This window comes from Pseudoalteromonas sp. A22 (assembly GCF_018141345.1).
In the GTDB taxonomy this organism is placed as follows: Bacteria; Pseudomonadota; Gammaproteobacteria; order Enterobacterales; family Alteromonadaceae; genus Pseudoalteromonas; species Pseudoalteromonas maricaloris.
Window position 1 is genome coordinate 2,166,704 of the sequence record NZ_CP047238.1, and the last position, 12,881, is coordinate 2,179,584.

Here is a 12,881-nt window from a genome sequence, read left to right on the forward strand (position 1 = left end):
GCTATTTCCTTCTTTTCGGCCTGAAATAGTCCGTATTTTGATAAAATTCTAAATCTTGTGGCTCATGCCAGTTTGGGATCCCAAGCAGCGGAATGGGTGACATTTTGGTATTATCTTCAAGCAACCCATCATTGATCAGTGCGACCAATTTATCATCTAACCAACGATATTGTTCGCTTAATGAAAGTTGCCAAAATGTGGCATCGACATTGATACACACCAGTTTTCCCGTCAGCCCAATAAAGGGATTGGTTAGCATCTCGTAGTTTGCGTGGCCAAATACAAAAGGCTTTAGGTTTTGCTGCCATTCTGAGCGATTATCGTAAAATACATTCTGCCATTGGTGTGATTTAAAGGCATCACGCCATTTATCATCATCGATTGCCAACACCAAACCACACTCATCAAAAAGTGTTAACGCATTGCGCTTTTTACTTCGCTGCTTTAAACCAAACTGTGCTATTTCTTCGATATGTAGGGCATTTAACAAAGCTTTTGTTTTTGGGAATAAACACCAAATCAACGCACCAAATAAGTCGTGCCAGTTTTGACTACGCGTCGGTACCTGATGAGTTTCAAAGATAATCTCTTCATAGTATTTATCGCCAAAGTCTATCGTTTCATCGGCCACAAAGCGGGTATCATACTGCTGCAAGCTAATGCTGTTTACGTGCGAAGACAACCACTCGGGGCTTGGCCAGTCTTGTTGACTTTTTAAGTCAAAAAGCTGATTTAAATGGGAAAATGGCTCAGCATGTAAACATGCAACCTGCCACGCCTCAGGCGCTGTAAACTTTTTCATTTGATTGAGATACTTATCATGCAATTAGCCGCCTATTTTACTGAAGCGCCTGATACTTGGCAAAAGCCAATTGTAAATGAGCGTAACAGGCTACATCGCATGCTAAAAGTAAGGTAATTATTAAAAATTGTGCTGTGCTTTATACCAGCTACGGATTTTCATTAATTTCTATCTCCTCTAGCCGTCTTGTCCCGCTCGAACTTTTACGCATTTTATGTTACTACTTATGGGTTCCTAACAAGTAAAAGAAAGGCAATTATGAAACTTAAACTGACGCTCAGCGCTTTATCTATGGCGGTGCTGGCGGGCTGTGTTAGCACTAGCAATAGCCCCCAAGACATTGATACTGCATACAATAGTATTAACGATGCTCAACTCAGAGCCCATATTAAAACCCTTGCCTCTGACGAATTTGGCGGCCGAGCTCCGTCAACAAAAGGTGAAGAGCTAACGCTTGCCTATTTAACCAAACATTTCAAAGCGCTTGGCTATCAGCCAGGTAATGGCAACAGCTTCTTACAAGAAGTGCCGCTTGTTTCGCTTGAAGCCGATCCTAATATGACGTTAACAATCGGTGGCAAAAACTACGAATATAAAAAAGACATGGTGATGGGCTCAGCCCGTATCAGCGAACTCGAGTCAATCAAAGATTCAGAGCTGGTTTTTGTTGGCTATGGCGTAAATGCTCCAGAATACGACTGGAATGACTACGAAGGCCTAGACGTGAAAGGCAAGACAGTGGTGATGCTAGTAAACGATCCTGGCTTTGCTAATCCTGAGTCGGGTAAATTTACCGGTGAAGCTATGACCTATTATGGTCGTTGGACGTACAAATACGAAGAAGCTTCACGCCAAGGCGCAGCAGGTGCGATCATTATTCATGAAACAGCGCCGGCTTCTTATCCTTGGAGCGTAGTAGAAAACTCTTGGAGTGGCCCACAGTTTGGCTTCCAAAAAGAAAATAACAATATGGACCGCGTTGCGGTTGAAGGTTGGGTAACGGTAGACGTTGCTAAAGAGCTGTTTCAAAAGGCAGGACTTGATTTTGACACCGCAAAGAAAAAAGCTGCTGAAGGCGCATACCACGTTGATATGGGCAACCTAAGCGCGTCAGTTACCGTCAAAAACACCATCAAAAAATCAACTTCGTATAACTTTATCGCCACCCTACCAGGTAGTAATAAGTCTGACGAGCACATCATCTACTCAGCACACTGGGATCATTTAGGTACCGATCCAAATCGTAAAGGCGACCAGATCTATAACGGTGCGCATGATAATGCCAGCGGTACAGGCGGTATGATTGAGGTAGCCGAAGCCTTTACTAAACTGCCAACTCGCCCTAGCCGTTCAATTACGTTTTTGGCTGTGACGGCTGAAGAGCAAGGTCTATTAGGCTCAAAATTTTATGCTGCAAACCCTGTTATTCCAGCAGAGAAAACCGTTGCTAACATCAATATGGATAGCCTAAATTTATTGGGTAAAGTAAAAGACATCAGCGTAGTTGGTATTGGTAAATCAGAGCTTGATGAAATGCTAGAAACCGCAGCAAAAGCGCAAGACCGTGTCGTTTCAGGGGATCCACGTCCTGCCGCTGGTGGTTACTATCGCTCTGATCACTTCGCATTTGCGAACATGGGTGTGCCTGCCATGTACGCCGGTGGTGGAACCGAAGCACGTGACGAAGAGACTGAAACCTACCGTAAACGTATGGGCTTAGTATTGCGTGGTTGTTATCATCAGCCGTGTGACCGCTACCGTGAAGAGTGGGATTTAAGCGGCGCGATACAGGATCTACAGCTGTTCTTTAAAGTTGGCTATGATGTCTCTGAGCAAGACGCGTGGCCGAAATGGAAAGCAACGGCAGAGTTCCAAAGAAAATAATGCAAATGATATTGATTTTCATTTAAAATGAAATTAAAGTGCAACTTAGACAATACACGGGTTGCACTTTATGTTTTTATCTCTACTTCGATACTCTCAACCAGCACATGGCGCTAAGGTGAGTTTATTGTTCAACAAACGGCTAATTTTACCCCTCGTTATTATTGTACTTTTAGCATTTGAAACGGCGAGACCAATTGTGGTCAGCGCGCTGAGTGATGCATTCTTTCAAGTCAGCGTTTTTGTTGCCGCTACCCTGCTCGTGTACTACTTTCTTGTTGACAGAATTCCACAGCTTAATCTCAGTTATCTGAGTACCAAATCCCCTATTCTCGAAATAGCCATGGCGTCAATATTGGGCGCGCTGCCAGGCTGTGGTGGTGCGATTATCGTGGTCACCCAATTTACCAAAAAACAAGCGAGCTTTGCTTCAGTCGTCGCAGTGCTTACTGCGACGATGGGAGATGCGGCGTTTTTGCTACTCGCCAAAGAGCCCCTGACAGGCTTTACTATCATTGCGATGGGGGTTGGTGTGGGTATCGTGAGTGGGCTATGTGTGCACTTAATTCATCAACCCGACTTTTGTGTCCCGCAGACCATCAATGAGGTCGAAGAAGAAACCTTACACGCGAGCCGTGCGTTTAGTCTAAGCCGTAAGGTGTGGAAGCTATGCTTACTGCCTAGCCTTGCAATTGCACTCGCGATTGCTTTTAACGTCGACTTAGCACCTTTTGATACAGAAATTGCTTGGCTTGGTGCAGCATTATGTCTTTTCGCTGTTTGCGTGTGGGCACTTAATTCAAAAGGCGTAAGCTATAAAGATATCACCTGTGAAGAAGGTGAATGCGACCCACCGTCAAAACTCACTAGAGTGCTACAGGACACGCACTTTGTGACCGCTTGGGTGGTTGCAAGCTTTTTGCTTTACGAGCTATCTACTGCGTATTTAGGACTTGATCTCGCGGTTTGGTTTAAAGACTATGCGCTGTATGCACCACTGGTGGCCATTCTTGTCGGATTATTACCTGGCTGTGGACCCCAAATTGTTGTTACAACGCTTTACCTGCAAGGCGTCGTGCCATTTAGTGCCCTTGCAGCCAATGCCGTTGCTAACGATGGCGATGCGTTATTTCCAGCGATAGCATTGGCACCAAGGGCGGCGCTATTTGCCACCATCTACTCTGCAGTGCCAGCATTTATCGTGGGCTACGGCCTCTACTACATTAATTTGGCTTAATACTTGAGTATGTCGACGTAGTGATCTGACGCAGGCTCAGTGCGCTAACTCATACACGATCTGGCAGTTTAAGGTTATGAGTTCAACCAAATCTGACCGTCCGTAACTAATTAATGGCCGAAAAGAGCGAATAGCGGGCGGTCAAATAAACTTATTTTTGGACAAAAATGTTTTAGGTCGTCGGCTGTATTAGGTGAGTTTCGCATAAAAATTCCTATGGGCTAGCGCCTCAAACACCGGCTTGGTGAAGTTGGCGGCTTTTTTGGAACAAAAAAGGTGACAGCTTTACCAAGTCCGAGTGCTTTGACTTGTTAGCGATCACGGTACGAGCCAATCTCTGTCTGGCCGTGCGAGCTGCCTTGCGTTGTTGTACGCCATATCCAGAGTCAGGCAGGTTGACGCTCTATAAAAACCATCATGGTTTACGGCAACTACAGCCAAATCAGCTACTGATGGATTACCCAAGCAAAGAGGCAAAAGCAATTGAATATTGCCCCTGTGGTACTGAGGGATTGCAGTCTTATAGTTTCTTTTTACTCGCTCAATAGCGTTGTCAATAGCGCCTTTTAAAAAGGTCTGCAACGCATAATCCTCCATTGATTTATAAGGTTCGGGAAAGCGCTCTTTATTATCTGAGACAATATGCTCAACATTCAGTCGTAGCTCTTTTGTAGCATCAAATACAAGTAAACCAGGGTTGTCAAAGTAGTTGGCCATTTCTGGCAAAGATTCGAAACGAGTTAGCTCATGCTGGCCTTTTCGACGCCAACCGACAAAAAACCAGTTTTGATTTGCTTGAGACTGGCGATTTGTAGAACAAAACGCAAATATTGGCTCTTGTGTGGCCGTAACTAGACCTGTATTGAATGCTAACGATTGTCCATCAGTTGATACTTCGAGCTTATCTTCCTCGGCCAGGCGCATATAAGTGTATTGGAGGTAGTTATACAATACCGGCTTATGATGATCCGTCTCAGTGTTTTGATAATCCCAATCCTCTGGCTCCGCTAGCGCAGCAAGCTCGTCTAATTTTTGATCCATTTCGGGAATGAAAATAAGATCAAATAATTTTTCTGGCCATGTACTCACGATTACTCCTTAATTTTGATTTGTGGCGCTAACATTTTATTCGTGCGCATGCGCGTTTACCTCATTGGACCAGTGAAAACGCGCACAGTTAACTATCAGTATGCAAAGAACTTATCAGCATTCTGCTAAATATACCATCTGGAAAAATGCGCATGCGCGTTTCCCAAACCTACTATCTCAAATCGCAGATAAGTAACCTTTTGATAAACAATAATATTTTAAATTTATTTATGCGTAAACGCGCAAAAATTTTTTCATTATTTCCCTTAATATCCGAGAATTCCAGATAATACTGTATATATACAGCTTAATAAGGTAAGGAGTTATCATTAGTCTAAAAAGTCCATTTCTGAAAGGTCTTCAGGAGGAAATGCGTATCCGTGGTTACAGCATTAGAACAGAAAAAAACCTACCTATATTGGATTAAGGCATTCATTAACTTTCACCACAAGCGTCACCCTGAAACAATGGGAACGGAAGAGGTTACACAATTTTTAACCTTCCTTGCCAACCAACGAAATTGGACAGAAACATGTTAGTACCGCTGTCCGCATTTGACCAATAGCTGAAATGTCAGAATTTACAGCGTTCTATATTTGTACTTTGTCAGGTCAAAAATTAGCGCTTATTCACTTAATTGTGTTCACTTAATTGAATAAGCCACTTTACTCACTCGGATGATAATGGCGAATACCATTGTCATCCACCATGACGTAACAGCTATCGTGGTTTTGAAACGCTTTGTAAAACACCTCGTCATATAGCAGCTTTTCGCTTTTCGTTTCGCCACCAACTCCTTGATAACTAACCAACATGTGACATTCATGACAAATAAGCGGATTCACCAAGCGCTTATCAGCAGCTTTGACTACTGCGGTTACTTCATACACTTTACCGTGCTCTTTATTTTTGAACCAAGTCATACACTAATTTCGCTCCAATTAAATCACTCAGTGCTGTTCCTACAGACTTAAACAAAGTAATTTCATTCTCGTTACTTCGACCTAGGTTATTTTTAGTCATTTCGCTAAGCTCTGCAACCACCTTATCGGGGCTAAATTGACCTTCACTGATCGGTAACAACAATTCGCCCGCCTCGTTCAATACATTGGCGCGACTATCTACAAAAACGCGACTCCTAGTTACCGTTGTGGTATCAATTTCTCGACAATCTTTATGGTGATTGCCAATGCAATCTAAATGCGTACCATCGCTCAACCACTCTCCATTGAACAAAGGCGTATGACTGCCTGTTGCACAGCTGATCACATCTGCTGAAGCAATAACAGACGCTGTTGCCTCCTGATACAGTGCAAATTCAACCTCCGGATGCTGCGAGGACAATAGATCCAGCAACAGACGTCCTTTTTCAGCATTGCGTGCAATTATTGAAATTTTACTATAATTTCTAACACTTAAATGCGCATTAATCATGTAACTGGCTAAATTGCCTGAACCGAAGAAAACCAAATGTTTGGCATGCTTAGGTGCTAAATACTCCGCGGCTAATGCTGACACAGCAGAGGTTCTCCACAACGTTACTTCGGTGCCGTCCACAAGCGCGAGCGGCTCACCGAACTGCCTAGAAAACAGCATGATTTTTGAATAAAGGCTGGCTTTATCGTGCTGGTTGTTATCTGGGAAATAGGTAAAGGCCTTCACGCCAATCACATCTGCATTCCAAGCAGGTAAAACAGCAAAAGCGTCATGATTGTTGTGACTATTATCTAGCTCAAAAACTTGCCGTGTTGGTGTACCTGCTGGTTGCGCAAAACCCTGTTTAAGCGCCTGAATTAAGCTTGGGTAGTTGAGGCTATCCGCGACCTCTTGGCGAGTAATAATTTGCATCATCATTCCTTAGTTTGTTAGCTGAAATACTTGTGGCGCGTGGGTTAAGCATTCAAAACCATTTTCAGTCACCAATACATCCTCTTCCAAGCGCACACCACCATAATTTGGAATGTAAATACCCGGCTCTATGGTAATGATATTGCCAGCTTCTAATTGGTGATCGACCCCAGGTTTAATAAACGGCTGCTCGTGTAGAAATAGCCCCACACCGTGACCAAGTCCCTCACCTGCGTATTGTGAAAAGTCACTATGACTTAACACATCGTGTGATGCGTTATTTAAATCTATGCAGTTAACGCCCGCATTTATTAGCGCCAACGCAGCTCGCTGCGCATGTTGAACCGTGTCATAAATGGATTGTTGTTGCTTCGTCGGCTCCCCCAACACGTAACTTCGCGTCATATCAGAGCGATAGCCGCTTATCACCGCACCAAAGTCGATAAGTACCAAGTCCCCTTGGTTGAGCTTTGTCTGTCCTGGGTTTCCATGCGGTAAGGAAGAGCGTGCACCAAATAATAGGATTGTGTCAAAAGAGAGTCCTTCGGAGCCTAGCTTTTGCATCTGATACTCAAGCTCAATTGCCGCTTCTCGCTCAGTGATCCCTACTTTTAACAAAGGCAGTGTACGGGCAAGCGCCGAGTCAGCTATCTCGGCGGCGCGTTTAATACAGTTAATTTCATAACCATCTTTAACTTGTCTTAGTGATTCCACCCACAGCGGCGCGGCAACAAGCGTGGTATTTTTTGCACTGATATTTAATGAGACATAATCTGCGTGACTGATTTGATGCGCTTCAAATGCAAGCTGTCGCGGCCCATCCAGTAATCTAAAAATACAATCAGGTAACGCTTCTTTATCACGATTTCTTAAAATAACTTCGACTCCAACCGCTTCATTGCAAGCACGCTCAAAGTAACGATAATCGGTGATGAGTCGGTGTTGCCCATTTGAAGACATCAACAATGTTGCTGCATGACCGGTAAAGCCGGTTAAATATACAATATTCTCGTAGCCATAGATAATGATAGCGTCACTTTGGTGTTGTTGTAATTTATTGACTAAGCGTTGCTGTCTGGCTGCGTAATCTACATTCATCGTAGTAAAAATCCTCTTACTAATGGATCGTGGTCGTCTAAAATAAATTGGTGTCGGCCTGTAATATAGGCCGTGCCCGAAACTATTGGGATCAACGATTTACTGTCATCACTAAGTTGATAACAAACATCTAAGCCCAATCCTAATATACCTTCAATAAAGATACGTTGGTTTGCGGCGAGCTCATCTCTGGCGGCAAGAATTGCAGCTCTACCACTGACACCAGTCCCTGTTGGACTGCGATCTAATTCGCCATCGGCAAAAATGCACACATGCTTACTGTGAGCAGAGTCCGATTGTTGAGAATTGGAATAGAAAATCACACCATATAAAAATGCGAGGCGCGCATCGTCATGCACTAAGCTAATCTGTGTTGCAATTTCTTGTTTAAGCGTTAAACCTAACTGCTGAATGTAAGCTGCATTTTTTGGTATAAGAGCCAAACCGATTTTATCGGCATCAATATAGGCATAAAACGCACCACCAAATGCGATATCCACTGAGATTAAACCAAATTCAGATGTCTTGACTTGCTTATCAAGTGTCACTACCTCTGCTGGTACATTGGCAAATTCAGCGTGGCCATCTCTTAGCCATGCGGTAATTAGCCCAGCAGGCGTATCTATCAACAACTGCTTCTTTGCGGGATTGTGCTTTAAAAATAACGTGGTTAAAGCAATAATCGCATGACCACACATTGTTGAGTACCCTTCATTATGAAGAAATAACACGCCAAAATCGCTTTCTGGTAACTGTTTTTCAACGATAAGCGCACCATACATATCAGCATGACCTCTTGGCTCATACATCAGCGCGGTGCGATAGTGATCAAGATTTTCTACGCAGTATTGCCGTTTATCTAAAATAGTGTTGCCTTGAGGTTCAGGGAAGCCACCGACAATCACCCGCAAAGGCTCTCCAGCGGTATGCATGTCAACCGACTCTATTACTTTCGCGTGGCTCAGTATCTGCTCCAAATCTATTGTTAACGTCATCATACTCTCCGTTATGTGAAATAAGCCAAACACTTGGCTTGGCTTAAACCAAGAACGAGGTGCATAGCACCCAGTCTTGGCTATCACCAGGGAAACTAGAATGTAAACCTTGCAACCAACGACGCGTAACGCTCAGTTTGTCGTAACGTTGTAATGCCGTAGTCAGGATTAACGATTAAGCCATTTTCACCATCTAAAGATCGCTGTTCATTGATCCCAAGCGCTTTATCACTGTTTAGTAGGTTATAAACGGTGCCCTTGAGTAACAAGTCATGTCCCATAATATCTGTAGAGTAACTGAGTGATAAGTCTACCGTGGTTGCCCAAGGAAGATTATCAACGCTGCCGCGAGGAGCTGGATTGCCGTTTTCGTCATAATGCGAAACATGGCCGTAATATTTACTCACGCAAGCATCCCAAGGGTTACCTGGCGCACAGCTATCTACACCGACAGGGTGTTTTGAGAAATAATTAGTCGGGCGACCTGATGACGTTCTTGCAACCAGCCCCAGAGTTAACTCATCTGTAATATCGTAAGAACCTGATACTTTTATTGTATGGCGATGGTCGTTCGGCAAATTACCATAGCCGTGATCCATCAGATCCGCGTAATCATAGGAAGTTGTCCAACCAGGATCTGCCTGATCGTTATCGGTTTTCACTAAACCTTCGGTATTACCATAGCTGTGTGACCAAGTATAAGAAGAATTAATCCGTAACTTGTCGGTAATATTTCCTTCTAAGGTAAATTCAAGTGCCAGATATTTACGCACTGCTTGTTGCAGGGCAAGCTCTTGTGCACTGAGTGTCACTTCATCGACTTGGCCATCGCCATCAAAGTCATAACTCATGGTGATCGCTTCACCCGGGTTATTTAGCACATAGTAAGAACCCTGACCGACATTGTCTTGGATACCGAGTTCGGCCAATTTCTTCGCAAGCACAGGGCCGACATCCGTATCTTCAACACTGCGTCCAAGATCTCGATAAATCGCTCTAACCCCAAATGCCATATCGTCAAAAACGGTGGTCTGGTACCCTAAGGTCAACTCATCAGAATACATCGGCTTAAGGGTGGAGGAAGCAATCAAACCGGGCTCTGTAATTCCGCGTTGGCGCCAGCGTCTATCTCGAAGCATCTCCCCTCGACTTGGCGAGCCATCACTTAATAAAACGGGATAGCCATCACTGTCGACTTGATCTAGGTCGAAATACTCAAACCACTCTACTGAAGCCGAGCCTTGAGTGATGTTCATGTTGGCAGACACAGGTTGAAAGTATCGCCCGTAAGTAAAGAAAACTTTGGATTCGCCATCACCGTTTAGGTCATAAATCGCTTGAAATCTAGGCGCAAGTTGGTTATCCATATCAACAAATGCTCTGCCGTCAGTGACGGTATTTTCAAACTGACTATAACGCAGGCCCAGATTTAGCACGAGTTGGTCGGTGACTTGCCAAGAATCATTGACGTAGAAAGCAAGCGAGTTAACCTCAGAATCAACCGTCCTAGTCCTCACTCGGCGTTCAATATAATCTTGACCAAGTGCAGCACCGGAAATACTCCCATCACCAGCGGTTTTAATTGTCCACCAGCCTTCCGCGTCTCCAAGACCATTTTGACCTTCAAAATAATCTACTGTCACTTTGGTATAATCGACACCAAACAGAATGGAGTGGTAATCCAAATCGATATTAAAATCTATTCTCGCTTGGTCACGGATAAATTCTTGCTCAGAAACACCGCTTGCTGTGTGGCTCGATAACGTTACCGTCCCTTCTCTTTCATCCCAAACTCCCGGTACGGTTGATGCGACAATATTTTCTACATTTTCAGTGACTCGACCAACTACCGCAGACACCGAGAAGAAGTCTGAAAAGTAGCCATTATAATTGATGCTGTATACCTTACCGCCATCTTCACCGGGAGCCGCTACACCTTGTTTATCACCAATCGCATCGCTTTCCCAATCATAGGCATAGGTTTGTCTCGTCCATTCTCTTTTGTTATTCATGGCTGAAAAGCCGATTGAGTGGTCTTCATTGATGAACCAATCTAGTTTTGCAAACCAGCGGTCTTCATCTCGGCTTCTGTCATTGAAGGTCGTTTGCCCAGCCCAGCGATTAACCTCTCGTCGAGGCGCATACAGACCATAGTAAAATAAGCTGTCTTCAATGAGTGCACCACTCGCCCAGATTTGCAGTTCTTTGAACGAGTCATAATCTTGCTCGGTATTTATATTGATGGTGCCATTATCTAAATAATTAGAGTCGTGATAACTATGACTTGATGAAGGATCGACCCTCACTTCCGCCCCTAAGTTAAATTCGTTATCACCAGATTTAGAGATTGCATTAACGATCCCCCCTAGTGCACCACCAAATTCAGGGCTAATTCCCCCCGTTTTGATTTGGGTTTGCGAAATGGCTTCCCAAGGCAAGCGAATTGAGCCTAAACCCGTTTGAATACTCGTGACATTTAGGCCATTAAAGTAATAACCATTTTCTGCTGACGAAGAACCGCCAAAGCTTGATGCACCACGAAATGAACTACCACCAGGTTCAGCGGTACCCGGTGCGAGTAACGCGATACTTTCAAAGCCGGTGTTTACTGGCATAACTTTAAGCTCTGCGTCTGTAAAGGTTACGCCAGCCGTTGACGAGGCCATATCAACACGTCGGATAGCCGTACCAGTTACCGCTATCCGCTCTATATCCTGTCCTTGTTGTAATAGTTGAGCGTCTAAAATTAGCGCCTGTCCAATATTAAGCTCAACATCCTCTTCAATAACGGTTTCAAATCCTGCTTTATTAATTGACACGCTGTAACGACCAACAGGCAGATTACGTAAAATGTATTCGCCCTTGCCATTAGTTTGTACAGCAAACTTCAGCCCCTTAGTTTTATGTGTGAAGGTTAATTGAGCCTGCGATAACTCAAGACCTTGACCATTAACGATGCTCCCTTTCACAGTGCTATTGCCATCTGCAGCAAATGCAGTAGTAGTCCCCAATGCTAGAGCAAGTGCTGATGCTGTGAGTGATTTACACAGTGTTTGCGCTGTTTTTTTGTTATTACGCATATTGTTGTCCTTTTGTTCCCATTGATTTGAGTGTTTTTTTGGTAACGAACAAACAATACACAATAGATATATTGTATACAATATTAATTATGCAATAATTACATGTAAAGATAATAACACTTTGATTTGGATAGGAATTATTTATTAATTTTTTATTTCAGCTCGTTTTTGGTACCGCTTGAACTCAGTACAAACAGCTTAGAAAGCAGACATGGAACAACCTAATCCATTGAATTATTTGATATATTCAAATTTAATCTAATTGGTGTCTACAGCAGTATAATTGGATCCATTTCAACTCGGCTGCTAGCCTGAGCGTTTTACTCAGCCTTCAAATTACTCTTTTTACGTTTCAAATAAATTCGCCCTAGCCCAATCAAATTACTCACCAAAAACGTACTTTCTAACACAATCGCCATGGGTGAGCCGACATAGCAATTATGTATCAGCCAGCACACCGTACCTAACATCATTACACACCGAAATGCCACCTGCTCGCGAATAAATGCACCAAACGTCAACAAAACACTACCAAAAATAGCATAAAGTTCGTAATTTGCATTTAAATGTACTAAAGGTGGCACTGTATTGAGTAGTAGAAACCCGATAAGCAAGCGCTTTGACTGCGACTTGATGAACACCAGATATCTGAGGCTCGCAACCGCCATAAGCAAAGCACCAGCCATAGCATCAAGTAGATAGAAGTGAATTGCAGTGAGTGCAGTCGACAAGCTGAGTGCCAATAACACCTGCTGGCGTTTCATAAATTGAAATGAGGCGAGATCGAGTAAAACAGCAACGGTAACCAAAACTTGAGATAATAAGAACATGACAAACTCCTAAAAGAA

At 43.6% G+C, this 12,881-nt stretch carries 10 protein-coding genes and 1 pseudogene; 3 read left to right on the forward strand and 8 right to left on the reverse strand.

The genetic code is table 11. From position 1 onward, the window contains the following. Position 1: 1 nt before the first annotated feature. Entirely contained in the window at positions 2-802 is an 801-nt protein-coding gene (locus GSF04_RS14495) for a DUF3025 domain-containing protein (RefSeq protein WP_045990068.1), read from the reverse strand. A 258-nt stretch (positions 803-1,060) separates the two neighbouring features. Here GSF04_RS14495 and GSF04_RS14500 point away from each other — a divergent pair, with 258 nt between their 5' ends. Then, entirely contained in the window at positions 1,061-2,686 is a 1,626-nt protein-coding gene (locus tag GSF04_RS14500) for a M28 family metallopeptidase (RefSeq protein ID WP_211857607.1), read from the forward strand. A 70-nt stretch (positions 2,687-2,756) separates the two neighbouring features. Continuing rightward, positions 2,757-3,923, forward strand: coding sequence for a putative manganese transporter (locus tag GSF04_RS14505; protein WP_211857608.1), 1,167 nt, complete (start codon positions 2,757-2,759; stop codon positions 3,921-3,923). Positions 3,924-4,241: 318 nt separating this feature from the next. Here GSF04_RS14505 and GSF04_RS14510 read toward each other — a convergent pair whose 3' ends face one another. Continuing rightward, a complete protein-coding gene (locus GSF04_RS14510; RefSeq protein ID WP_211857609.1) occupies positions 4,242-5,012 on the reverse strand; it encodes a DUF3825 domain-containing protein in 771 nt (256 codons plus the stop codon). 328 nt (positions 5,013-5,340) lie between these two features. Here GSF04_RS14510 and GSF04_RS14515 point away from each other — a divergent pair. Then, a pseudogene (locus GSF04_RS14515) lies at positions 5,341-5,533 on the forward strand (phage integrase N-terminal SAM-like domain-containing protein); the annotation flags it as partial. A 144-nt stretch (positions 5,534-5,677) separates the two neighbouring features. Here GSF04_RS14515 and GSF04_RS14520 read toward each other — a convergent pair. The 6 genes from GSF04_RS14520 to GSF04_RS14545 form a co-directional block, all read right to left on the reverse strand. After that, the gene (locus GSF04_RS14520) at positions 5,678-5,935 is read right to left on the reverse strand and encodes a hypothetical protein (protein ID WP_017217477.1); all 258 of its coding nucleotides are present in this window, start codon (positions 5,933-5,935) and stop codon (positions 5,678-5,680) included. Beyond that, on the reverse strand, positions 5,916-6,860 hold the full coding sequence (locus tag GSF04_RS14525; RefSeq protein WP_211857610.1) for an ornithine cyclodeaminase family protein: 945 nt from the start codon (positions 6,858-6,860) through the stop codon (positions 5,916-5,918). Before GSF04_RS14525 ends, GSF04_RS14520 begins: the two co-directional genes overlap by 20 nt. 9 nt (positions 6,861-6,869) lie before the next feature. Beyond that, positions 6,870-7,958 carry a Xaa-Pro peptidase family protein gene (locus GSF04_RS14530; RefSeq protein WP_211857611.1) on the reverse strand — a complete coding sequence of 363 codons (1,089 nt, stop codon included), beginning with the start codon at positions 7,956-7,958 and terminating at the stop codon, positions 6,870-6,872. Continuing rightward, positions 7,955-8,953: a proline racemase family protein gene (locus GSF04_RS14535; RefSeq protein WP_211860009.1), complete on the reverse strand. Its 999-nt coding sequence runs from the start codon at positions 8,951-8,953 to the stop codon at positions 7,955-7,957. Before GSF04_RS14535 ends, GSF04_RS14530 begins: the two co-directional genes overlap by 4 nt. 95 nt (positions 8,954-9,048) lie before the next feature. Beyond that, positions 9,049-12,033, reverse strand: coding sequence for a TonB-dependent receptor (locus GSF04_RS14540; protein WP_211857612.1), 2,985 nt, complete (start codon positions 12,031-12,033; stop codon positions 9,049-9,051). A 320-nt stretch (positions 12,034-12,353) separates the two neighbouring features. After that, positions 12,354-12,863 (reverse strand): YgjV family protein, encoded by a 510-nt coding sequence (locus tag GSF04_RS14545; RefSeq protein ID WP_211857613.1) that lies wholly within the window; start codon positions 12,861-12,863, stop codon positions 12,354-12,356. Positions 12,864-12,881 lie beyond the last annotated feature (18 nt).